A 22,991-nucleotide genomic window follows, 5' to 3' on the forward strand; every position below is an offset into this window, starting at 1 on the left:
CCCCACGCCGATGTGTCCGTCGTCGCGGTGCAGCGGCGAACAGCGTTGGCGAATCACCCGGGCAAGACCGACCGGGCACCAACGACCTAGGCGCCGGCCAGGGCCAGCACCGCGCGAGCGCGCTCGACCATCGCGACGTCGAGGAACGTCCCGTCGGTCAGGGCGATCGCGCCCACGCCGGCGGCGGTGGCGTCGGCGACACGCGCGAGGACCTCGCTGGCCCGTACCACCTCCTCCGCGCTCGGCAGGAACGCCGCGCGGATCGTCGCGAGCTGGGCCGGGTGGATCGCCGTGCGGCCGCGGAAGCCGAGCGCCCGCCCGGCCCGGCACGACGTGGCCAGACCCTCCAGGTCGCGGACGTTGGGGTACGCCGACATCGCGGGCGCGGCCAGCCGCGCGGCGCGCGCCGCGACGATCACGCGGCTGCGCGCCCACGTCAGACCCGCCTCGTCGTCGATACCCAGGTCGGAGCGCAGATCCGCCTCGCCGAGCCCGATCGACGCGACCTGCGGCGACGCGGTCGCGATGTCCAGCGCCCGCTCGACCCCGAGCGCCGACTCGATCAGCGGGTGCAGGTCGCGCCCGGGCAGCGCCGCGGCCAGCGCCAGGATTTCCGCGGGCGACTCGACCTTCGGCACCCGGGCCCCCACAGGCAGCGGCAGGCCCGCGAGCGCCGCGACGTCCGCCGCGTGCCACGGCGTGCTCGGGTGGTTGATCCGCACCTGCACCGCGCGGTCCCCGGCAGCGTCGGCCAGCAGCCGCACGAGGTTCGCGCGCGCCGCATCCTTGTGCGCGGGCGCGACGGCGTCTTCGAGGTCGACGAGAACGACGTCGGCCTCCGAGGCGAGCGCCTTCTCGACGCGCTCGGGCCGGTCGGCCGGCACGTAGAGGAACGTCAGTGCCGGCGTTTTCATACGGCCCCCTCCTCACGCAGCGACGCGATCCGCTCGGCCGAGAACCCGAGTTCCTTCAGCACGCCGTCGGTGTCGGCACCGTGCGGGCGGCCGGTGAAGCCGATGACGCCGGCGTTGTCCGACAGCCGGAAAAGCGGGCCCTGCATGAGCATCGGGCCCAGTTCGGGGTCGTCGATCTCGTGGATCGTGCCCAGCGCCCGGAACTGCGGGTCCGCGACGATGTCGGCGGCGTCGTAGATCGGCGCCACCGCGGCCTGCGCTTCTTCGAAGGCCGCGACGACCTCCGCTCGCGTGCGCTGGGCGATCCAGCCGCCCACGGCTTCGTCGAGCTCGTCCGCGTGCCGCGCGCGATCGGCGCCCCGCGCGAACCACGGCTGCTCGATGAGATCGGGCCGCCCGACGAGCCGCACCACGCGTTCGGCCACCGACTGGGCCGACGTGGACACGGCGACCCACTGCCCGTCGGCGGTGCGGTAGGTGTTGCGCGGCGCGTTGTTGATGGACCGGTTTCCCGTGCGCGGCTGGACGGTGCGCAGCTGGTCCCACCGCGTGATCTGCGGTCCGAGCATCGCGAGGATCGGCTCGATGATCGCCGTGTCCACGACCTGTCCGCGGCCGCTCGTCGCCCGCGCGGACAACGCGACCATGATCGCGTACGCGGTGGCCAGCGACGCGATGCCGTCGGCGAGCCCGAACGGCGGCAGCGTCGGCGGGCCGTCCGGTTCCCCGGTCGTGGCCGCGAACCCGCTCATCGCCTCGGCGAGCGTGCCGAAGCCGGGCCGCGACCGGTACGGGCCGAACTGGCCGAAGCCGGTGACGCGCGCGAGCACGAGCCGCGGGTTGCGCGCCGAGAGCTCGTCGTAGCCCAGCCCCCACCGTTCCAGCGTGCCGGGTCGGAAGTTCTCGATCACCACGTCGGCCTGCTCGGCCAGCGCGAGGAACACCTCGCGCCCGCCTTCGCTGCCGAGGTCGGCGGTGACGGTGCGCTTGTTGCGCCCCAGCGTCTTCCACCACAGGTTCACGCCGTCCTTAGCGACGCCGTGGCCGCGCGAGGGATCGGGCCGGCGCGGGTGCTCGACCTTGATCACGTCGGCGCCCATGTCGCCCAGGTGCATCGCGGCCATCGGGCCCGCGAACAGCGTCGACGCGTCGACCACGCGCAGGCCGGCCAGCGCGCCGTCGGTGGCGTCCCGGGTCGTCGTCACGCCGGCACCTCCCCGTCCCACGCGCACCGGAACCCGACCGTCGCGCCACGCGCGAGGCCGAGGCCGGGTACCAGGAGTTTCACGCTGACGTCCGGCGCGTGGCGGCCGCCTTCGACGTACCACTCGGAGCCCTCGGCCCGGTAGTCGCTGCCGCCCTTGAGCAGCACGAACCGCGTGCGTCCGTCGGAGTGCTCGCTCTCGGTCCAGTTCCACACGGCGGGTTCGCCGCGAAGCAACCCGCCGGTCTCCCCCGCCAGCTGCCATTCGTCCTCGGTGGGCAGCCGGCCGCCGCGCCACGCGCAGTACGCGCGGGCGTCGTCGAGGTCCACGTAGGTCACCGGCTCCTCGGGCCGGTCCGGGACACCGCCGGTCCAGTGCGCCAGGAACCGGTGTGGCTGAGTGGGCCGGTACCCCGTGGCGGCGAGGAACTCCGCGAACTGCGCGTTGGTCACCTCGGTGGCGGCGACCGACACAGCGCCGGCCAGCGAGCCGGAACGCTGGAGCGTGCGCGCGTCGTGCAGCCGCGGCGGCAACGGCTTCCACTCGTCCACGTACGGCGCGCCCTGGTACATGCCGGTCTCGCGGGCGCGGTAGCGGACAGTCAGCACGTACGGCCCGGCGGGGACCACGACGGCACCTGCCTCGGGCGCGCCTGTGGTCCGTTGTGGACGGACGCGTTCGGCGAGCCGGTGCGGGAACCGGGCCTCGGAGTCGTGGGGCGCGTCGCGCAGTGCATCGAGCAATTCCGGCAGCCACGCGGGTTCCGGCGTGCCGTCGGCGAGGTGCAGCACGGCGCCGATCCCGCGACCGGGCACGCCGCCCAGCAAGTCGAGCACCTTGCCGGGCCCGGCGGGCAGCACGTCACCGGTGAAGTCGGCCGCGCCACGGTTGACCAGTGTCCACAGGGTCACCCCGGCGCGCTGCCAGCTGGACGCGTACACGCCGGCGGCGTCGGCCTCGGGCGTCAGCTCGGCCAGCGGCGTCCACTCGCCGCCCAGCAGCAGGTCGCCGGCCGCGCGCTGGACGGTCACCATGCGCCGCACGGTCGAGGCGTCGCGGCGGGACCAGCCCACCCACACGCCGAACACGACCTCCCACACCATCACGCCGGCGCCGTTGAGCCACGCGGACTGCAGTTCTTCGGAGTGGTCGCGGTGCCAGCGGCGCACGTGGTGCTGCATGTGCCGCCGTTCGTACCAGTGGGCGCGCAGCACACCGGGCACGGGCGAATCGGCGAAGAACTGGGCCCACGACGCGGTGTGGTCGGCGATCCGCTCGACCGGCAGCTTCGACTCGCCTTCCAGCACGATGCCGGGCCGGGCGGCTTCGAGCCGTTCGACGAAGCCCGGTTCGGCCTTCTTGAGGGTGTCGAGGAAAACGCCGTCCACCGCGAAGTCGGCAACGAGCGCCGCGAGCTCGCTCAGGTCGTCCTCACCGCGCCGGGTGCCGACGTCCCACGGGTTGTAGTCGACGAACACGTGCAGCCCGGCCTCGTGCAGCGCGGTGATGAGCTCCCGCAGGCCGGGCACGTCGCGGTAGAAATCCCACTGGTTGCGGTCGTCGAGCCCGATCACCGGGTAGGCGTGCCACAGCACGACGGCGTCGAGGCCACCGAAACGTTCGCGCGCGTCGGCGAGGAAGCGCTCGGGGGTGAACTTCCCGTCCTCGAACGAGTACAGCAGCTCGTCCCACAGCCAGACCTGCGCGACGGTGTGGCAGCGCGCGGCCCATGCGGCGCCGGGCCGGTCGTAGGCCTCGCCGGTGTAGGCGTGGCGCCGGCGCGAGTCCAAGCGCCACTCGCGCAGGCGGGCTCGCCACGCGGGCCGGTCGGCGGGATCGCTCGGCGCGGCGAAGATCTTGGCTTCGTCGAGCGCCTCGAGCTGCTCGGGGGTCAGCGGGCCGAGGGGCACGTCGGCCGGCCGGTCGATCGGACGCGGCACGAGGGGGTCGAACGGGGCGGTCATCGCACCTTTTCTCCGGCCGCGAGCGCCGCGACCTCTTCGGCGGTGGGAACGGCGGCCTGCGCGCCGGGCCGCGTGACGGCGAGCGCGCCGGCCGCGCAGGCCAGCCGTGCGGCGTCGGCCAGCGGCCGGCCTTGGGCGAGCCCGGCGGCGAGCACGCCGCAGAACGTGTCGCCGGCGCCGGTGGTGTCCACTGTGTCCACCCGGATCCCGGGCACCCGCACCGGTTCCCGCTCGCGTTCTGCGACGAGACAGCCTTCGCTGCCCAGCGTGACCACGACGGCCGGCACCCGCTTCAGCAGTTCTTCCGCGCTGCCACCGAGGTCCGCGGCTTCGTGCTCGTTGACCACGAGCACGTCGAGGGCCGCCCAGACGTCGTCCGGCAGGTCACGCGAGGGCGCGGCGTTGAGCACCAGCAGCGCGCCGGGTGTGCGCGCGGCCGCAGCGGCCCGCACCACGTCGAGCGGGATCTCCAGCTGCGCGAGCACCACGTCGGCCACCGCGATCCGCGCGGCTTCCGCCTCGCCGATCCGCACGTGCTCGTTCGCGCCCGGCGCCACGACGATCGCGTTCTCCCCGTCCGGGGACACGGTGACGAACGCCGTGCCGGTCGGCGTTTTCGTGCGGGCGACGAGATCGGTCCGCACGCCCGCGCTCCCGAGCGACAGCAGGATCAGGTCCGCAGCCTCGTCCTCGCCGAGGGCGCCCACGAACGTCGTGTGCGCTCCCCCGGCCAGCGCGGCGCCGACCGCCTGGTTGGCGCCCTTGCCCCCCGGACTGCGCCGCAGCCGTCCGCCGAGGATCGTCTCCCCGGCCCGCGGCGGCCGCGGCACGTCGACGACCAGGTCGGCGTTGGCCGACCCGACCACGACCACGGTTCCGGTCACGACACACGCTCCGCCGGGGCGAGCGCGATCGTGCGTGCCGCGAGGTCGGCGATCTTCTGCTCGCCACCGGGCAGCGAGGTCGCGATCCGGCCTTCCAGCGGAGCCACCCACTGCTCGCCGATGCCGTCGACCCCGCGGAGGGCACCCACCACCCCGCCGACGGTCGCGGCCGCGGAGTCGGTGTCCCAGCCCGCCGTGACGGCGATCGAAACGCTGGGCCCGAACTCGCCGCCGCCCTTGGCCAGGGCATAGGCGATCACGGCGGCGTTGCCGAGCACGTGAACCCAGTGCAAGTCGCCGTAGGCCGCGTGGAGCCGGTCGAGCCCGGCGCGCACGTCGCCGTCGCGAGCCGCCGCGTGGCCGAGGCGCACGGCTTCGGCGAGCCGGCTGCCCGGCGGGAGCACCGTAACCGCCGCCTCGAGAACCTCGTCGACGGTGTCGCACACCATCGCGGCCGAAGCCAGCGCGGCGGCCCACATCGCGCCGTACACGCCGTTGCGCGTGTGGCTCAGCCGCGCATCGGTCCACGCGAGCCGAGCCGCGCCGCGCACCTCGCCCGGCGACACCCAGCCGAACACGTCGCTGCGGATCAGCGCGCCGATCCACTCGCGGAACGGGTTGAGGTACGTCGCCGTCTCGGGCACCGGCCGCGCGTCGAGGATGTTGCGGTACGCCGCCCGCTCGGCCGTGAACACGCGCCCGGCCGGGAGGTTGTCGAGCCACAACTGGGCGACGTCGTCGGTGGTGAACCCGCGGCCGTGCGTCTCGAGCAGGGTCAGCGCGAGCATCGGGTAGTTGAGGTCGTCGTCCTCGGGCATCCCGTGGATGTTCTCCTCGAGCGAGGTCTTCGCCGAGCGGCGGTTCCACGGCCAGCGCGCGGCGACGTCGGCGGGCAGCCCGACCGCGGTGAACCACCGCTCCAGCGGCCAGCGTCCCGTGGCGCGCAGGATCTCCTCGATGCCCTCGCGCGGGATCTTCTCCACCGGTTTACCGAGCAGGCAGCCGGCCGCCCGGCCCGTCCACGCGCCGAGCACACGCCCGTCGCGCAGCCCTCGCGGCAGCTCCGGAGCGGCGGGGAGCAGGGCTTCGATCCCGGCCCAGTCGCCGGGTTCGGCCGGCGACGGTGCCACCGGAAGCTGCGCCAGCTCGGTGAGCAGCGTGCGGGCCAGCTCCCGCAGGGCGGGCGGCGCCGGGTCGGGCCCGGCGCCGCTCACGGCGGGGACGGGATCGCCGCCCGCCGCCACCCAGCGTTCCCGCACCGCCGAGACGTCCTTGCCCTCGGCGACGGCCTGGACGAACTCGTGTGCCAGCAGGTCCTCGGGCTGGGCCCAGGTGAGCCTCACGCGCCCTCCACCGTGCTCACCGTGTCCACAGTGTTCACTGCGTCCACCGTGTCCGGATCGGGCACCGGAGCCGCGTCCAGCCCGTCGAGCGACTTGAGCCGGGCCTGCGCCCGCTCGCGGTCGGCCCGCACGATGTCGGCCGCGGCCGCCGCCAGCAAGTGCCCGGTCTCGGCCACGTCCATGCGGCTGGCCTCGCTGATCGGGCCGAGCCACTCGGCCGGCACCACGGCCGCGCCGCCCAGGCCCGCGCAGATCGCCCCCGCCATGGCGGCGATCGAGTCCGCGTCGCGGCCGTAGTTCACGGCCGCGAGCACAGCGCCGCGGAAGTCGCCGCGGTGCGCGAGCACGAACGCGAGCGCCGCCGGCAGCTCCTCGATCGACTTGGTCCGCGACGGGCGACGCGCGTCGAGCGACATCTGCCGGTACTCCGGCCCGACCGAATCGAACGGCTCCACGACTTCCCGGACCCTCCGCGCCAGCGCGCGTTCCTGCTCGTCAGTGGCCGGCGCCGCGGCCGTGCCGCCGAACTCGTCGACGACAGCCCGGATCGCCGCCGCCGTGCCGTCGTGCGCGAGCTCGAGCGCCGCCGCCGTGACGTCCTCGAGCGTCGCGCCCGGGGCGACCGCGGCCGCGACCATCGCGGCCAGGACCCCGGCGGCCTCCCGGCCGTAGCTCGACTGGTGCGCACCGGTGAGGTCGATCGCCTCGGCGTAGGCACCGCGGGGATCACCCGGGTTCACCACCCCCACCGGGGCGACGTACATCGCCGCACCGCAGTTGACAACGTTTCCGACCCCGGCCTCCCGCGGGTCGACGTGGCCGTAGTGCAGCCGCGCGACGATCCACTTCTCCGCGAGGAACACGCGCTGCAGCAGCAGCGCCGTCGACTCCAGCTCCGGCACCCACCGGGGTTCGCCGATCATCAGCGGCACGAGGTCCTCGGCCACGGCGAACGCGTCGAGGTGGTCCCGGCGCTTCGCGTACACCTCGACGATCGCGCGCGTCATGAGGGTGTCGTCGGTGATGTGCCCGTCGCCCTTGTGGTAAGGCGCGATGGGCCGCGCGTCACGCCAGTTCGGGTACCAGGGTCCGACGATGCCGGTCACGCGGCCGCCGTGGCGCTCCTCGATCTGCTCGGGGGTCCACCCTTCGACGGCACCGCCGAGGGCGTCGCCCACGGCCGCGCCGGTGATCACCGCGACGGCCCGGTCTTCCAGCCAGGTCAAGAGAATCCGCTCCAGTCCCAGTTCGTTTCGTAGTTGCGTTCAGTTGGTGGTGACGCTCTTCCAGCCGTTCTGCAGCTGGGTGGCGAGGCCGCCGGCGTCGGTCTTCTGGGCCAGGAACTGCTGGTACGCCGGCGTGGCGACGGTGTCCTTCCACTGCGGGTACTTGCTGGCGAACAGGTACGGCGCGGACGTGATGTACTGGCCCGAAGCGAGGACCTGGTCCCAGCCGGTCTTGCCGGCGAGCTTCGCCGACAGCGCCTGGCGAGCCGAGTTCGTGGGCGGGATCAGCGCGTCGGCCTCGTTCATCGCGGCCAGGTTCTCGGTGCTGGTGAAGTAATCGATGAACTCGGCGGCTTCCTTGACGTGCTGGGAGTCCTTGTTCACCGACAGCGTCTGCGGGCTGGCGGCCTGCGCCGGTCCGGCCGGGCCGGCCAGCGGCGGCAGCACGATCCAGTCGAAGCCCTTCGGCGCGTCCTTGGCGATGTTCGCGGCCTGGTAGGAACCCTGCACGGTCATCGCGATCTGGCCGGCGTAGAACGGCGCGAGCGCCTTCGAGCCCGACTGCGTGAGCGTCACCGGCAGCACCGAGTGGTCCTGGTAGGCCATCTGGTCGACGAGCTTCGGCAGCGCCATCTCGCCCTCGCCCACCGTCAGGTTCGCCTGGTCACCGGTGCCCTGGAAGTACTTGCCGCCGAAGCCGGGAGCCAGTGCGACGAATGCGGCCGTCGGGCTCGACAGGCCCCAGCCGAGGCCGTACTTGCCGCCTTTGGTGGTGGCCTTGGCGATCTGGCGCAGCTGGTCCCAGGTCATCGTCTTGCCGGTCGGCACGGGCACGCCGGCCTGCTTCAGCAGGGTCTTGTTCGCGAAGACCACGTAGGACTGCACTTCGGTCGGGAACGCGACGACCTTGCCGCCGAACGTCACCGAGTCGAGCACGCCCTTCTGGAAGTCGGCGCGCTTCTGCGGCGAGAGGTACGGCGTGAGGTCGGCGAGGTAGTCGTCGGCCGCGAACGGCTCGATGCCCGCCGCCTCGTAGTGGACGATGTCCGGCGCGGTGCCGGCGTTGAACTGGGTGATCAGCTTGTCGTAGACGCTGTCCCAGCCCGCCTGCACGATCTTGACCTGGACGTCCTTGTGCGAGGAGTTCCAGTCGCCCACGATCTTCTGCGTCTCGGCGATCGCCGCGGGCTGGTCGGACAGGGACTGGAACGTGAGGGTGACGGGACCGCTCGCGTCTCCGCTGCCGCTGCCACTGCCGCACGCGGCGAGCAGCAGACCGGAGACCAGCAGGCTGGCGGCGACCAGCGCGCGTCGTGTCTTCATCGACCGACCTTTCGGGGATTTCTTCTGGGGGAATGGGGTTTCAGCGGCCCGGCGGCGGAGGGTCATCCCTTCACCGCCCCGGCCATGAGCCCGCTGGTGAGCTTCTTCCGCAGGATGCTGAAGAAGACGATGCTGGGGATCGCGGCGAGCACGGCCCCGGCGGCGAGCGGCCCGAGGGCTGTCTTGCCCTCGCCGCCCACGAACATGTTCAAGGTGATCGGCAGGGTGTAGTTCTCCGGCGACTGCAGCAGCACCAGCGCGAAGAAGAACTCGTTCCACGACGAGACGAAGCTGAACATCGCCGTCGCCACGACGCCGGGGGCCAGCAGCGGGAAGACGATGGTGCGCAGCACGGTGAACCGGCCGGCGCCGTCCATCGCGCCCGCTTCTTCGAGCTCGGTCGGGATCGCGGCCACGTAGCCCTGCAGCATCCACAACGCGAACGGCAGCATGTAGGTGGTGTGCACGAGCGTGAGCCCGACGAGGTTGTCGGCCAGCCCCAGCGTCCGCAGGATGAGGAACAGCGGCAGGATGATCAGCACCACCGGGAAGACCTGGCTCACCAGGATCCAGCCGACACCCGCGATGCGGACCTTCCCCTTCAGCCGCGCCAGCACGTAGGACGCCGGCACGGAGATCACGATCGACAGCACCGTGGACGCGAGTGCGACCAGCAGGCTGTTCCACGCCGAGTGCAGAAGTCCCTGGCGCGTGAGGGCTTCGGCGTAGTTCTCCCAGTGCCACTCGTGCGGCAGCAGGCTCACGGAGAGCGAGTTGAGCTCACCCGAGGACTTCACCGAGGCCGAGATCAGCCACAGCAACGGGAAGCCGAGGAACAGGATGTACAGCGCCAGGGCGACGTACTGGGCCGGACGAACGAGCAAGCGCATGGCTCAGCGCCCCTTTCCCGCGCCGGCCGCGCCGACTTCGCTGTCTTCGGAGCGGAACTGCGACCGCAGGTACACGGCGAGGATCAGCACGACCACCACCACGACGACGAGCCCCATCGCCGCCGCGTAGCCGATCTCGCGGTTCTTGAAGGCCTCCAGGTAGATGAACAGCACCGGCACCATCGTCTTGCCGCCCGGCCCGCCCGCGGTGAGCACGTAGACCAGCGAAAAGGAGTTGAAGTTCCAGATGAAGTTCAGCGAGGTGATCGACGTGACGATCGGGCGCAGCGCGGGCCACGTCACAGCCGTGAACCGCCGCCAGGCGCCGGCACCGTCCACTTCGGCCGCTTCGATCAGCTCGCCGGGGATCTGCTGCAGCCCGGCCAGCAGCGTCACCGTGGTCTGCGGCATCCCGACCCACACGCCGACGACGATCACCGCCGGCAGCGCGGTCGAGAAGTCGCCGAGCCAGTTGGTGTCGCCGGGCAGCCCCACCGCGCCGAGGAACGCGTTGAGCGGGCCGCCGTTGGCGGAGTAGATCATCTGCCACATGATCGCCACGACCACCGGCGGCATGGCCCACGGCACGAGGGCGAGCACGCGCGTCAAGCCCTGCAGCCGCAGTCCCGAGTTCAGCAGCAGCGCCAGACCCATCGCGGCGGCGAGCTGGAGCAGCGTGACGCCGACCGTCCAGATCAGGCCGATGCGCAGCGAGTCCCAGAACAGCGCGTTGCCGCCGAGGCGCGCGAAGTTCTCGACGCCGGCGAAGCTGTAGTCGGGGTGGCGCACCAGGCGCGCGTGGGTGAACGCGAGCACGATGCCGATCACGAGCGGCGCCACGCTGAGCACGAGGATCGGGATCAGCGAAGGCAGCACCAGGGCGATCGCCTCGCGCCGGCGCGTGCGCGCCAGTGCCGAGACGCGCTTGCGCGGTTTCGGGGCCGGCGCGGTGGCGCGGTCCCGCTCGGTCAGGGACGGGGTCGTCATCGCGCACCTCGCTCGGTCTTCGGCGTCGCCGGTTCGGGACGCGGCGGCTCGGCCGGGCCTGCGGGCCGCGGCCGGCGCGGGCGGGTCGGGGACAGCCGCACGGTCATCGCGCACCTCCCGCGGGCACGCTGGTCGATTCGCGGACCACCAGTTCCGGGCCCACGGAGATCTGCTGCGCGGCCTGATCGGGGTCGTCGGCGAGCTGCAGCATGATGCGCGCGGCGGCGCGCCCGCGTTCGGTCGTGCCGAGGGACACGCTGGTGAGGCTCGGCTGGAAGACCCGGCCGATCTCGGTGTCGTCCATCCCGGTCACGGCGACGTCCTCCGGCACCGACAGGCCCAGCTCCCGCACGGCGCGGATGGCGCCGATGGCGAGCAGGTCGTTGGCCGCGACCAGGGCGTCGAGCCGCTGTTGCGGCGACCGCGCGAACAACCGCCGGGCGGCTTCGAGACCGGCGCTGACAGTGAAGTCGCAGGCGACCTCGCGCTCGATCCGCTCCGCCGCGATCTCCCCCGCCACCGCGTCGAACCCGCGCTGGCGCGAGGCGCCCGGCGTCGTGTCGACGGGTCCGTTGAGGAACCCGATGCGGCGGCGGCCGATGGCGTGCAGGTGGCGCACCGCCTCGCCGATCCCGCCGGCGGAGTCGGTGGAGACGGAGCTGATGCCGCGGTCGTCCATCGCGCGCCCGATCACCACGACCGGCACGGGGGCCTGCTGGATCTCGGTGATCAGCGCGTCGTCGGTGCGCAGGGGACTCACGATCATGCCGTCCACGAAGCCGCTGCCGAGACTGCGCACGAGTTCGACCGTCGACGTGGACGTGTCGCCCGTCGACATCACGACCACGCGGTACCCGTGCGGCTCCAGGACCTCGTGGATGGCCCGCATCATCTCGACGTAGACGGGGTTGCCGATGTCCGCGACCGCGAACGCGACCTGGAACGTCTTCTTCATCCGCAGCGACCGGCCGATCGCGTCGGCGCTGTACCCGAGCTCTTCCGCGGCGGCCCGGACGCGCTCGACCATCGCCTTGCTCGCACCCGCCCCGTGCAGCGCACGGGAGGTCGAGGCCAGGGACACCCCGGCGCGCTCGGCCACCTGCATGAGCGTGGCCCGTGTTGACGTCATCGTCGCTCGTACCTCGGTTGTGGTCCGCAAACGTTGGAAACGTTTCCAGGTTTGCGATCGGGTGTTGGAAACGTTTCCAACGGGATTGATTCGATACTGCACCCCGACGGGGCGCTGTGTCAACCAGCGGTTCACCACACCGTGGGCCGGCAGCCGGTGCGAGGACTCCGGCCAGGGCGAAGGCGCTGCCCCGGGCGCGGAAGAAGGGGGCGGGGACCGCAGTCCCCGCCCCCTCAGGAGGTCTTCGGGAGCTCAGTCAGGCTCCCGAGCGAGCTCAGACCAGGTCGTACCGGTCCAGCATCATGACCTTGTCCCACGCGGCGACGAAGTCGCGCACGAACTTCTCCTTGGCGTCGTCCGCGGCGTAGACCTCGGCGAGGGCGCGCAGCTCCGAGTTGGACCCGAAAACGAGGTCCGTGCGGCTGCCGGTCCACTTGACCTCGCCGGTGGCGCGGTCGCGGGCCTCGAAGGACTCGGCGAACGCGTCGGACCCGTCGGCAGGCTTCCACTCGATGCTCATGTCGAGCAGATTGACGAAGAAGTCGTTCGTCAGGGTGCCCGGGGCGTCGGTGAGCACGCCCTGCTTCGACTGCCGGTAGTTGGCGCCCAGCACGCGCAGGCCGCCGACCAGCACGGTCATCTCCGGCGCGGACAGGTTCAGCAGGTTCGCGCGGTCGATGAGCAGGTACTCGCTCGGCAGGCGGTTGCCCTTGCCGCGGTAGTTGCGGAACCCGTCGGCCTTCGGCTCGAGCGGCACGAACGACTCGACGTCGGTCTGGGCCTCGGTGGCGTCGGTGCGGCCCGGGGTGAAGGGCACCGTCACCGCGACGCCCGCGTCCTTGGCCGCCTTCTCGACACCCGCCGCACCGGCGAGCACGATCAAGTCGGCCAGCGAGATCTTCTTGCCGCCGGACTGGGCGCTGTTGAACGCCTCCTGCACACCCTCGAGCGTGCTCAGCACCTGTGCGAGCTCGTCGGGGTTGTTGACCTCCCAGCTGCGCTGAGGCTCGAGGCGCAGGCGGGCACCGTTGGCGCCACCGCGTTTGTCACCGCTGCGGAACGTCGAGGCCGACGCCCACGCGGTCGACACCAGCTGCCCCACGCTCAGGCCCGACTCGAGGACCTTCGCCTTGAGGTCCGCGATGTCGGACGCGTCGACCAGCTCGTGGTCCACGGCCGGCACGCGGTCCTGCCAGATCAGCGCCTCGTCCGGCACCAGCGCGCCGAGGTAGCGCTGGATCGGGCCCAGGTCGCGGTGGGTCAGCTTGTACCAGGCGCGGGCGAACGCGTCGGCGAACTCCTGCGGATTCTCGTAGAAGCGGCGCGAAATCGGCTCGTAGATCGGGTCGAAGCGCAGGGCGAGGTCCGTGGTCAGCATGCCCGGCGCGCGGTTGAGCTCACCCGACTCGGGGTCCGGCACGGTGTTCGCGGCGGCGTTGTTCTTCGGCTTCCACTGGTTGGCACCACCGGGGCCGGTTTCCAGCTCCCAGTCGTAGGTGAACAGGTTGTGGAAGAACCAGTTGCTCCACTTGGTCGGGGTCGGGGTCCAGGTGACCTCGATGCCACTGGTGATCGCGTCGCGGCCCTTGCCCGAGCCGAAGCTGTTCTTCCAGCCCAGGCCCTGCTCCTCGATCGACGCGCCCTCGGGCTCCGCACCGACGTACGCGTCGGCGTCGGCGGCACCGTGGGTCTTGCCGAAGGTGTGCCCACCGGCGATCAGCGCGACGGTCTCCTCGTCGTTCATCGCCATGCGGCGGAACGTCTCGCGGATGTCGCGGGCCGCGGCCACCGGGTCCGGGTTCCCGTTCGGGCCCTCGGGATTGACGTAGATCAGGCCCATCTGCACGGCGGCCAGCGGCGCTTCGAGCTCGCGGTCACCGGTGTAGCGCTCGTCGCCGAGCCACGTGCGCTCGGGGCCCCAGTACACGTCCTGGTCGGGCTCGTACACGTCGACGCGGCCACCGGCGAAACCGAAGGTCTTGAAGCCCATGGTCTCCAGGGCGCGGTTGCCCGTGAAGATCATGAGGTCGGCCCACGAGATCTTCTTCCCGTACTTCTTCTTCACCGGCCACAGCAGGCGGCGCGCCTTGTCCAGGTTGCCGTTGTCCGGCCAGCTGTTCAGCGGCGCGAAGCGCTGCATGCCCGCGCCCGCTCCCCCGCGGCCGTCGTCGATGCGGTAGGTGCCGGCGCTGTGCCACGCCATGCGGATCATGAAGCCGCCGTAGTGCCCGAAGTCGGCGGGCCACCAGTCCTGCGAGGTGGTCAGGACAGCGTCGACGTCGCGCGCCAGCTCGTCGAGGTCGACGGTCTGGAACTCCTTGGCGTAGTCGAAGTCCTCGTCCATGGGGTTGGCCACGGCCGAGTGCTTCCGGAGGATCGAGAGGTTGAGCTGGTTCGGCCACCAGTCACGGTTGCTGCCGCCCTCGGTCGGGTGCGCGAAGCGGCCCGTGTGGACGGGGCACCCGCCCGCGCTCTCCACGTTCATCTCGCCGACTTCGGCGTTGGGGGTGTCAGACACGGGAATCCTTCCGGGAATCGGTGTGGGTAACGGTGGTGCAGTCGGGGCACAGGCCCCAGTAGATGACCTCGGCCTCGTCGATGACGAACCCGTGGTCATCGGACGCGGTCAGGCAGGGCGCGGCACCGACGGCGCAGTCGACGTCGGCGATCGCACCGCACGACCGGCACACGACGTGGTGATGGTTGTCCCCCACCCGCGCCTCGTACCGGGCGACCGAACCCTCGGGTTCGATGCGCCGCACCAGCCCCGCGGAGGTCAGTGCGTTGAGGACGTCGTACACGGCCTGGTGGGACACCTCGCCGAGATCCGCTCGCACGACCCCGATGAGCGAAGCGGTGTCGGCGTGCGGGTGGTCGTGCACCGCGGACAGCACGGCAACCCGAGGACGCGTCACCCGCAGAGCAGCTCCGCGAAGCATGCGCTCGAAGTCCGAAGTCGTTGGCACGCGTGGCAGTGTGCCGCAGATTCTGGAACGAATCAAGAATCACTCACCGTTGTGAACCATCCGGGTCACGCGCCTGAACCGTGACACGCTGCGGGCCCGGCATAAACTTACAGTCACGGAAATTTCGGCGGAACCCCGGGTGAGCAAGGGGGTTTCGGCCGTTCCCGGCCACTCTGGACGATCAAGTCCCGGAAGGTGCGCGGCGCGTGGTCCGTGCCGGTCTGCCCGACAGAGCGTCGTCACCCGGTTTTTTCAGCGGTCCGAACCTCGCGAGACCGGCTTCCAGCAGCCGCGCGGCGCGCAGCACGTCGGTGGTCACCGCGCCCCGGATCCGCGCCGGTGTGCGGCCGGCGTCGACATGCCGGGCCAGGCTGCGGAACTGCACCTGCCACAACCCGAGCAGCGCGGTCGCGGCGATCTGCGCCTCGGGGTCGGCCGCGTCCCGGCCCGAGCGCTCGGCGAGCACCCGCGTGGCCTGGTCCACCAGCTCGTCGACCAGGTCCCGCTGGTACGCGGCCAGCGCCGGCGTGGAGCGGATCAGCGCGCCGTAGCGGCGGAAGCCGATGCCGGCGGCGCGGCGGTCGCGTTCGTGGTCGAGCCAGGTCGTGAACGCGGCGAGTTCGCCGGCGAGGATCCGCAGCACCGCCTCGACCGGGGCGCGCGCCGGGTCGCCGAGTTCCGCGCGCAGGGCGGCCAGCGTCGCGTCGGGGCGGTCGAGGATGAGGGATTCCTTGCTGGGGAAGTAGTTGAAGACGGTCTTCTCCGACACTCCGCACGCTTGCGCGACGTCGGCGACGCGGACGGCGTCGAAGCCGCGGGCCAGGAACAGCTCGGTGGCGGTGTTGGTCAGCAGGCGGCGGGTCTCGCGCTTCTTGCGCTCGCGCAGGCCCGCCGCGGGGGCCTCGTCCCGCGGGGCCCGCAACGCCGCCCAGTCGACCGTCCGCCCGCCCACGCACCGAGGATAACGGCGAACCCGCGCGAAAAACCGGTCAGCGGCGTGCGACGCTCCCCCGCACCGCCCACGCCCGGGCCGTCAGGGTGATCGAGCCGTCGGCCGCGATCGGCAGCCGGGCCTGCAGCAGGTCGCGCAGCGCGCGCAGGTGGTCTTCCGGCAGCCGGGCGGCGTAGCCGGGTGCGGGACCTTGCCCGCCGAGAAACGGGGACCAGTAGTCGTCGAAACCGGCGAACGCCGTGGGCACCTGGATCGCCCGCACGACCACCCCCGTCAGCCCGGCGTCCGTCCACAAGCGACTCAGCGGATCGGGACGGCAGAGGGGGAAGCGGCGGCCTTCGTCGAGTTCGGCGACCGCCGGGTCGAGCACCGCAGCGGCGTCCCAGAACCAGCGCATGAGCTCCATGCCGTCGGCGTAGTCCCACACGTACGCGGCGACCACAGCCCCGGGCTTCGCCGCGCGCCGCCACTCGGCCACGGCCCGCGCGGGCTCCGGCACGAAGTTGAGCGCCAGTCCGCTCACGACGGCGTCGAACCGGCGATCGGCCACCGGCAGCGCCCGCGCGTCGGCGACCGCGAACGTCGCCCGCGGGTCGGCGACGCGCCGGCGGGCGTACGCGACGAACGGCGCCGCCGCGTCCACTCCCACGACCGAGGCGGGTTCGTCCGCGGCCAGCACCGCCGCGGTCAGCGCGCCGGTGCCGCACCCGACGTCGAGCCAGTGCGCACCCGGCGGCACCACCGTCGAGTCCACGAAAGCGGCCGCGACCCGCCGGCTCCACCGGCCGACGTAGCGCTCGTAGGCGGCTCCGGCCGACCACTCGTCCATCACCCGACGGTACGCCCGGGGGCAACCATCCACAGTGGACCAGCTCGCCCGGGTGGCTTTACATTTGATGCTCTCTTGTCAAGAGTGGTGTACATCGCTTACCGTCTTGTCAATCACCTCGACAGCGTCGTTGACGGAGGAGGACGAGATGAGCCCAGCAGTCGGCACCGTGCCCACCGGGTCGACCGAGTCGTGGACGGACCGCAAGCGGTACCTGTGGCTGATCGGGCTCGTGGTGCCCTCGCTCGCGTTCCTGGCGATCGGGCTGCACGCCGCCACCGGTTGGGGTGTGTGGTTCTGGATCGGGCCGATCGTGATCCTCGTGGTCGTGCCCCTGATCGACCTGGCCGCCGGGCTCGATCGCAGCAACCCGCCCGACGACGTGATCGAACGGCTCGAGAACGACCGCTACTACCGCTGGATCACGTACCTGTTCCTGCCGATCCAGTACGTCGGCTTCGTCGCCGCGTGCTGGCTGATCAGCCGGGGTGAGCTGACCGTCGCGGACAAGATCGGGCTTGCCGTGTCGATCGGGTGCATCGGCGGCATCGGCATCAACACCGCCCACGAACTGGGCCACAAGAAGGAGAGCCACGAGCGCTGGCTGTCGAAGATCGCGCTGGCGCAGAGTTTCTACGGCCACTTCTACATCGAGCACAACCGCGGCCACCACGTGCGCGTCGCGACGCCGGAGGACCCCGCGTCCAGCCGCGTCGGCGAGAGCTTCTACCGGTTCTGGCCGCGCACGGTCGGTGGCTCGCTGGCCTCGGCGTGGCGGCTGGAGCGCAAGCGCTACGCCCGCCGCGGCAAGCACCCCTTCCGCCTCGGCAACGACGTGCTCAACGCGTGGCTGATGTCGGCGGTGCTGTGGGCGGCGATGGTGGCGTGGCTGGGCGCCGGCATCCTGCCGTACCTGCTGATCCAGGCCGTGGTCGGCTTCTCGCTGCTGGAGATCGTGAACTACATGGAGCACTACGGGATGCTGCGGCAGCGGGTCGGGCCGCCCGAGCGGCGCCGCTACGAGCGCGTGGACCCGAGCCACAGCTGGAACTCCAACAACATCGCCACCAACGTGCTGCTCTACCACCTGCAGCGCCACAGCGACCACCACGCGAACCCGACGCGGCGTTACCAGACCCTGCGCGACTTCGCCGAATCGCCGGTGCTGCCCACGGGGTACGCAGGGATGATCGTGCTCGCGCTGATCCCGCCGGTCTGGCGGCGCGTGATGGATCCGCGGGTGCTCGCCCACTTCGACGGCGACCTCTCGCGCGCCAACCTCCAGCCGCGCAAGCGCGCGAAGGTGCTGGCGCGGTCCGGAACCCGCGTCACCGCCGCCGGCGAGGCCGTGGCCGACCCACACGGCGACGCCCGCGACGGCGGCGTGTGCCCGGGGTGCGGCTACGTCTACGACGAGCAGCGCGGCGATCCGCGTGAGGGTTTCCCGGCCGGCACTCCGTGGTCGGCGATCCCGGACTCGTGGTGCTGCCCGGACTGCGGGGTGCGCGAGAAGGTCGACTTCGTGGCTCCCGGAAAGGTGGGTGCGTGATGCGGATCGAAGCGGATCGGGCGTTGTGCGACGGCCTCGGCATGTGCGAGGCGATGGCTCCGGACTTCTTCGAGGTGGGCGACGACGGCACCGTCGTGGTGCTCGACGAGACGCCGGGTGAGGAGCACCGGGCCGACCTCACGGCCGCGGCCGACGCGTGCCCGGTGCTGGCGCTGAAGGTGCGGGACTGACGATGACGCTGGTGGTGACCGGCGCGTCACTCGCGGGCCTGCGCGCGGTCGAGTCGGCGCGGCGGACGGGCTATCGCGGCCGGCTCGTGCTGATCGGCGCGGAGGAACACCCTGCCCTACGACCGCCCGCCGCTGTCGAAGGCGTTCCTCGGCGCGGCGGGCCCCGCCCGGATCGAGTCGCCGCGCAGCGAAGCGTCGCTGCGCGGCGAACTCGGCGTCCGGTTGCGGCTCGGGACGGCGGCGCGAGGGCTCGACACCGACGCGCGGGAGGTGCTGCACGACATGCCGGCCCCCTGCGAGGGATTGGTGATCGCGAACGGCGCGACGACGCGGCCGTTCCCCGGCGCCGATCCCGGCGTGCACACGCTGCGCACGGGCGAGGACGCGATGCGGTGCGGGCCGCGCTCGACCGGGACGCGCAAACCGAGGTGATCGAGGTCGGGTTCATCGGGGCCGGGTTCATCGGGGCCGGGTTCATCGCGGCGGAGGTCGCGTCGGCGGCGCGCCAGCGCGGGTTGCCCGTGACGATCGTCGAGGCGCTGGACGTGCCGCTCGCGCGGTCGGCCGGGGCTTCGGCCGGGGCGGCGCTCGCCGGCCGGCACCGGGCGGCGGGCACGGAATTGCGGCTCGGCGCCGAAGCGACCGCGTTCACAACGCGCGGTGGCGCCGTGAGCGGGGTCGTGGCGGCGGGCGAGGTGCTGCCGGCCGACCTCGTCGTGGCGGGCATCGGTGCGGCGCCGGCCACGGGCTGGCTGCGGGACGGCGGGGTGCGCCTGGACGAGCGCGACGGCGGCTTGGCGTGTGACGCGACGCTCGCCGCCGGCCCACCGGGCGTATCCGCTGCGGGCGACGTGGCGCACGTCGTGAACCCCGCTCTTCGACGACGAGCCGATGCGGGCCGAGCACTGGACGACCGCCGCCGAGCAGGGAGCGGCAGCGGCGCGCCACACGCTCGAGCCCGCTTCGGCTCGTCCCCTTCCGCCGGTGCCGTACTTCTGGTCGGACTGGTACGGGCACCGGATCCGGTTCGTCGGCTCGCCGCGTGCCGGACGAGGCCGTGGTGGCCGTGCCGGCCGAGGCCGGGCTGACCACGCTGTACCGGCAGGGGGATCGGATCGCCGGTGCGCTCACCGTCGAAAGGCCGAAGGAGATCATGAAGTACCGAAGGCGGATCGCCGCGGCAGCGCCGTGGAACGAGGCCGCGCAGTTCGCCGGGACCACACGGAGGGCCGCGTAGAATGACGATCATGAGCGGGGCACTCCGGGCCGCACCGCCCGGAGGCGGCCAGCACCGGCAGCCGATCGTCGCCGCGGCCATCGAGCTCACCGCGCGCGACGGCTGGGCGGCGGTGACGATGGCGCGGCTGGCCGAGGCCACGGGCGTGAGCCGGCAGACCGTGTACAACGAGATCGGGTCCAAGGCGGCGCTCGCCGAGGTGATGATCTCCCACGAGCTGGGCCGGTTCCTCGCCGTGGTGCGCACCGCGTTCGACCGCCACCCCGGTGACCTGGTCGAAGCGATCTACGAGGCGATCCGCGCCGTGCTCGACCTCGCTGAGGACAACATCCTGCTGCGCGCCATCGCGTCGGCCACGCACGGCACGGACACCGAGCTGCTGCCGCTGCTGACCACGCGTGCGGGCTCGCTGCTCACCGAGGCGAAGACGATGCTGGGCGAGCGCGTGCGCTCGTACGAGCCGCCGCTGGACGACGAGCAGATCGCCGTGATGATCGACCTCGTCGTGCGGACCGTGCTGAGCCACGTGATGCAGCCGTCGGACACACCCGAACGCACCGCGGACGCCCTGGCCTGGGTCGCCGGGCGGGTGCTGGGCACGTCGGCCGCCCGCCCGATGCGCCACCGCGTCCGCTGACCCACCCGGGCGCGCCGACCCGCCTGGGCACGGGGCGCCGCTCCGCGCCATGATGGACGGCGTGGAATCGACTCGCGTGGACCGCTGGCTGTGGGCCGTGCGGCTGGCGAAAACGCGTTCCGACGCCGCGGCCGCCTGCCGCGGCGGCCACGTGCGCGTGAACGACCGCCCGGCGAAACCCGCCACCACCGTCGTCCCCGGCGACCGCGTCCGCGCCCGCATCGGCACGAACACGCGCGTCGTCGAAGTCGTGCGGGTGATCGAGAAGCGCGTCGGCGCGCCGGAGGCCGCCAAGTGCCTCATCGACCACACCCCGAAGCCGCCGCCCGAGGCGATGGTCCCGGTGGCTCACCGCGAACGCGGCGCCGGACGGCCGACGAAACGGGACCGCCGGGTGCTGGACGAGTTCCGGTCCCGCTGGGGCTGAGTCACGTGCGCGGGATCCGCGCCGCGATCACGCACGCGCACAGCGCGAACACCCCCACGAGACCGAAGCCGACCTCGTAGCCGTGCGCGGTGACGACCGTCGACACCACCGCGACGCGATGCTCCCGCCGATGGTGCGCAGGTTGGCGTTCACGCCCGTGGCCGACGCCGTGCGGTCAGGCGGCACACCGCCGACGACCAGACCCGCGAGCGCCGCGTAGACCATTCCGAGGCCGGCACCGAACACCGCCCCGGACACCACGACGAGCGCGACCCAGGCGACCGGCGCGGCTTCGCCCCGAGCTCCCAGAGCGCCGAGCGCGCTGCTGAGGACGAGCTGCGTCCCGCGGTGCAGCCGGACGACCCCGCTGGCCCAGCCAGGCTGGTGCACCTCGCGAAAGGCTGCGCAATCAGGAGATCGCGGCCACCCTGCACCTGATCCCGGCGACGGTGAAGTTCCACCTGGCGCGCGTGTTCCGGAAGCTGGGTGTCCACACGCGCGGTGAAGCCGCGGCGGTCGCGCACGAGTTCTCGTTGGTCGGCCGTCCCTGAGATCAGCCCCGCCGGAGCACGGACACGACGTAGGCCGCTGCTTCGGCGATCAGCGGGTAGCGGGGCGGGTCGTCGTACGACTGGCGGTCGGAGAGGATCGCGAGGACGAGGGGCGCCGAGCCGGGCGGGCGCAGGACGGCGACGTCGTTGACGCGGCCGTAGTCGCCGTGGCCGGTTTTGCCGATCACCCGCCAGGTGGCGGGGACGCCGGCTTCGATGGTCTGCCCGCCGGTGGTGCTGCGGCTCAGCCAGTCTTCGACGAGCGCGCGGCGGTCGGCCGGCAAGGCGTCACCGAGCACGACCCGCTGGTGATCGGCGGCGAGTGCGCGCGGGGTCGTGGTGTCGCGCGGATCATCGGGGCGATCGCGGTTGAGGTCCGGTTCGTACTGGTCCATGCGGCTGACGTCGTCGCCGAGGGTGCGCAGGTAGGCCGTGAGGCCGGGCGGGCCGCCGGCGTCGCGCATGAGCAGGTTGCCGGCGGTGCCGTCGCTGTAGCGGATGGCCGCGTCGCAGAGTGCGCGGACGGTCATGCTCGTGTGGTGTTCGGTGATGGGCGAGACGGAGTTGACGTCGGCCTTCGGGTACCTGATCGTGCTGTCCAAGTAGGACAGTGGCCGCCGGTGCAGGACAGCGGCGACGGCGAACGTCTTGAAGGTGGAGCAGAACGCGAACCGCTCGCCCGCCCGGTACTCCACGACCGCGCCGCTGCCGGTGTCGAGGGCGTGGACCCCGAGGCGGGCGCCGTACTCGCGTTCGAGGGCTTCGAGCGGGGCCGTGCTCGCTCGGGTGGTGCTCGGTGGCGCCGGGCGAGAGGGAGCCGTCGTGACCGGTGCGACACGAGCGGGCGCGTTCGCGCAGCCGGCGAGCGGCACGGCCACCGCCCCGGCGAGCAGGACCCGGCGGCCGAATCCCTGGTTCACAGCTGATCCCCTCACTGTTCGGCGTCGGCCAGGCAGCTGCCCGGATGCGGCAGCCGCGGGGGGCGGCCTTCGGGGTGGTGCTCGAAGTGCCACCATTCGTTGTCGTACACGCGGTAGAGCCGGTGCTGTCCACCGTGGACCTCCAGCCACCGCGCCCCCTCGCGCGGGCGCACGTCCACCGCCCTGCCCCGCACGTGCCACGACTCCCCCGGCGGCAACGTCCGCCGGCGCGCCGCGACGGCGGACCCGGCGCGCCGGACTTCGGCGGCGAAGAGCCGCTCCTGCTCACCGGCGTCGCGGTGGCCGGACGTGAGGCCGAGCAGAACGCCGTCCCGCCACAGCGCCGTCGCCCGGGCGGCGGCGAACGCGGCCTGCGTCCCGGGGCTCAGACCGGTGAGATCCTCGGCGGGGAACCGGACGGCGAGCGCCCACTGGCACGCGAGGTGCCGCCCCCGCCGCGGCGCGACGAGCGCGGCAGCCGGCCACAGCACGAAGGCCAGCAGCCGGGTCACCACCCGGTAGCCGCGGTCACGCCGCCGCACCCGCTCCCCTGACTGCGCACGCCGGCGCGCACCGCGGCCGTGCCAGGGCCCCCGCTCCCGGGAGCAGAGCCTGCGCAACCCCAGCGCGAACACCAAACCCCACCAGCACGCGACAACTCGCAGGCGCCCCGGCGCATGCGGACGGCGTTGTCCCTCTGGCCGCGACTGGCCGCGCCCCGGCGATCCGGCACAGCACGACGGCCACTTCCCCCGCGGCGCGGGAACTCCACGCCGCCGGGCCGCACCGCGATCGAGCGGCAACCCGCCCCGCTGAAGCAGCCCGGCCGGGCGCGCACGCGCGCCGGGCAACACCGATCCCCCGGAA

21 protein-coding genes and 1 pseudogene are annotated in these 22,991 nt (G+C 72.5%); 6 read left to right on the forward strand and 16 right to left on the reverse strand.

What is annotated here, in order from left to right:
- Positions 1-86: 86 nt before the first annotated feature.
- The 14 genes from I6J71_RS27850 to I6J71_RS27915 form a co-directional block, all read right to left on the reverse strand.
- Positions 87-914, reverse strand: a complete 828-nt coding sequence (locus tag I6J71_RS27850; protein ID WP_204089562.1) for a CoA ester lyase — start codon at positions 912-914, stop codon at positions 87-89.
- Entirely contained in the window at positions 911-2,038 is a 1,128-nt protein-coding gene (locus I6J71_RS27855; protein WP_370542231.1) for a CaiB/BaiF CoA transferase family protein, read from the reverse strand. The genes I6J71_RS27850 and I6J71_RS27855 overlap by 4 nt, the downstream gene beginning before the upstream one ends.
- Before the next feature lie 77 nt (positions 2,039-2,115).
- Positions 2,116-4,083 carry an SUMF1/EgtB/PvdO family nonheme iron enzyme gene (locus I6J71_RS27860; RefSeq protein WP_204089564.1) on the reverse strand — a complete coding sequence of 656 codons (1,968 nt, stop codon included), beginning with the start codon at positions 4,081-4,083 and terminating at the stop codon, positions 2,116-2,118.
- Positions 4,080-4,967 (reverse strand): ribokinase, encoded by an 888-nt coding sequence (locus I6J71_RS27865; RefSeq protein WP_204089565.1) that lies wholly within the window; start codon positions 4,965-4,967, stop codon positions 4,080-4,082. The genes I6J71_RS27860 and I6J71_RS27865 overlap by 4 nt, the downstream gene beginning before the upstream one ends.
- Positions 4,964-6,310, reverse strand: coding sequence for an ADP-ribosylglycohydrolase family protein (locus I6J71_RS27870; RefSeq protein WP_204089566.1), 1,347 nt, complete (start codon positions 6,308-6,310; stop codon positions 4,964-4,966). Before I6J71_RS27870 ends, I6J71_RS27865 begins: the two co-directional genes overlap by 4 nt.
- Entirely contained in the window at positions 6,307-7,536 is a 1,230-nt protein-coding gene (locus tag I6J71_RS27875; protein WP_204089567.1) for an ADP-ribosylglycohydrolase family protein, read from the reverse strand. Before I6J71_RS27875 ends, I6J71_RS27870 begins: the two co-directional genes overlap by 4 nt.
- A 39-nt stretch (positions 7,537-7,575) precedes the next feature.
- Positions 7,576-8,859 (reverse strand): ABC transporter substrate-binding protein, encoded by a 1,284-nt coding sequence (locus I6J71_RS27880; RefSeq protein ID WP_204089568.1) that lies wholly within the window; start codon positions 8,857-8,859, stop codon positions 7,576-7,578.
- Between the two features lie 62 nt (positions 8,860-8,921).
- Positions 8,922-9,749, reverse strand: a complete 828-nt coding sequence (locus I6J71_RS27885; RefSeq protein WP_204089569.1) for a carbohydrate ABC transporter permease — start codon at positions 9,747-9,749, stop codon at positions 8,922-8,924.
- A 3-nt stretch (positions 9,750-9,752) separates the two neighbouring features.
- Entirely contained in the window at positions 9,753-10,736 is a 984-nt protein-coding gene (locus I6J71_RS27890; protein WP_204089570.1) for a carbohydrate ABC transporter permease, read from the reverse strand.
- A gap of 103 nt (positions 10,737-10,839) precedes the next feature.
- Entirely contained in the window at positions 10,840-11,865 is a 1,026-nt protein-coding gene (locus tag I6J71_RS27895) for a LacI family DNA-binding transcriptional regulator (protein WP_204089571.1), read from the reverse strand.
- A gap of 274 nt (positions 11,866-12,139) precedes the next feature.
- Complete coding sequence (katG, locus tag I6J71_RS27900; protein ID WP_204089572.1) at positions 12,140-14,383, reverse strand: catalase/peroxidase HPI; 2,244 nt, start codon at positions 14,381-14,383, stop codon at positions 12,140-12,142.
- Positions 14,376-14,831, reverse strand: coding sequence for a Fur family transcriptional regulator (locus I6J71_RS27905; RefSeq protein ID WP_204089573.1), 456 nt, complete (start codon positions 14,829-14,831; stop codon positions 14,376-14,378). The genes katG and I6J71_RS27905 overlap by 8 nt, the downstream gene beginning before the upstream one ends.
- Before the next feature lie 181 nt (positions 14,832-15,012).
- A complete protein-coding gene (locus I6J71_RS27910) occupies positions 15,013-15,783 on the reverse strand; it encodes a TetR family transcriptional regulator (protein ID WP_239153945.1) in 771 nt (256 codons plus the stop codon).
- Between the two features lie 37 nt (positions 15,784-15,820).
- Positions 15,821-16,612, reverse strand: a complete 792-nt coding sequence (locus I6J71_RS27915) for a class I SAM-dependent methyltransferase (protein WP_204089574.1) — start codon at positions 16,610-16,612, stop codon at positions 15,821-15,823.
- 148 nt (positions 16,613-16,760) lie between these two features.
- Here I6J71_RS27915 and I6J71_RS27920 point away from each other — a divergent pair, with 148 nt between their 5' ends.
- The 6 genes and pseudogenes from I6J71_RS27920 (at position 16,761) to I6J71_RS27945 (ending at position 21,204) form a co-directional block, all read left to right on the forward strand.
- Positions 16,761-18,161, forward strand: coding sequence for a fatty acid desaturase (locus I6J71_RS27920; RefSeq protein ID WP_204089575.1), 1,401 nt, complete (start codon positions 16,761-16,763; stop codon positions 18,159-18,161).
- A complete protein-coding gene (locus I6J71_RS27925; RefSeq protein WP_204089576.1) occupies positions 18,161-18,352 on the forward strand; it encodes a ferredoxin in 192 nt (63 codons plus the stop codon). The genes I6J71_RS27920 and I6J71_RS27925 overlap by 1 nt, the downstream gene beginning before the upstream one ends.
- A 2-nt stretch (positions 18,353-18,354) precedes the next feature.
- A pseudogene (locus tag I6J71_RS27930) lies at positions 18,355-19,589 on the forward strand (NAD(P)/FAD-dependent oxidoreductase).
- 1 nt (position 19,590) lies between these two features.
- Positions 19,591-20,226: a TetR family transcriptional regulator gene (locus tag I6J71_RS27935; RefSeq protein WP_204089577.1), complete on the forward strand. Its 636-nt coding sequence runs from the start codon at positions 19,591-19,593 to the stop codon at positions 20,224-20,226.
- Positions 20,227-20,287: 61 nt separating this feature from the next.
- The gene (locus tag I6J71_RS27940) at positions 20,288-20,653 is read left to right on the forward strand and encodes an RNA-binding S4 domain-containing protein (RefSeq protein WP_204089578.1); all 366 of its coding nucleotides are present in this window, start codon (positions 20,288-20,290) and stop codon (positions 20,651-20,653) included.
- 416 nt (positions 20,654-21,069) lie between these two features.
- Entirely contained in the window at positions 21,070-21,204 is a 135-nt protein-coding gene (locus tag I6J71_RS27945; RefSeq protein WP_255570913.1) for a LuxR C-terminal-related transcriptional regulator, read from the forward strand.
- A 2-nt stretch (positions 21,205-21,206) separates the two neighbouring features.
- Here I6J71_RS27945 and bla read toward each other — a convergent pair whose 3' ends face one another.
- Positions 21,207-22,124 (reverse strand): class A beta-lactamase, encoded by a 918-nt coding sequence (bla, locus tag I6J71_RS27950; protein WP_239153947.1) that lies wholly within the window; start codon positions 22,122-22,124, stop codon positions 21,207-21,209.
- A gap of 11 nt (positions 22,125-22,135) precedes the next feature.
- Complete coding sequence (locus tag I6J71_RS48990) at positions 22,136-22,666, reverse strand: D-alanyl-D-alanine carboxypeptidase family protein (RefSeq protein ID WP_239153948.1); 531 nt, start codon at positions 22,664-22,666, stop codon at positions 22,136-22,138.
- Between the last annotated feature and the right edge of the window lie 325 nt (positions 22,667-22,991).

This window comes from Amycolatopsis sp. FDAARGOS 1241 (assembly GCF_016889705.1).
In the GTDB taxonomy this organism is placed as follows: Bacteria; Actinomycetota; Actinomycetes; order Mycobacteriales; family Pseudonocardiaceae; genus Amycolatopsis.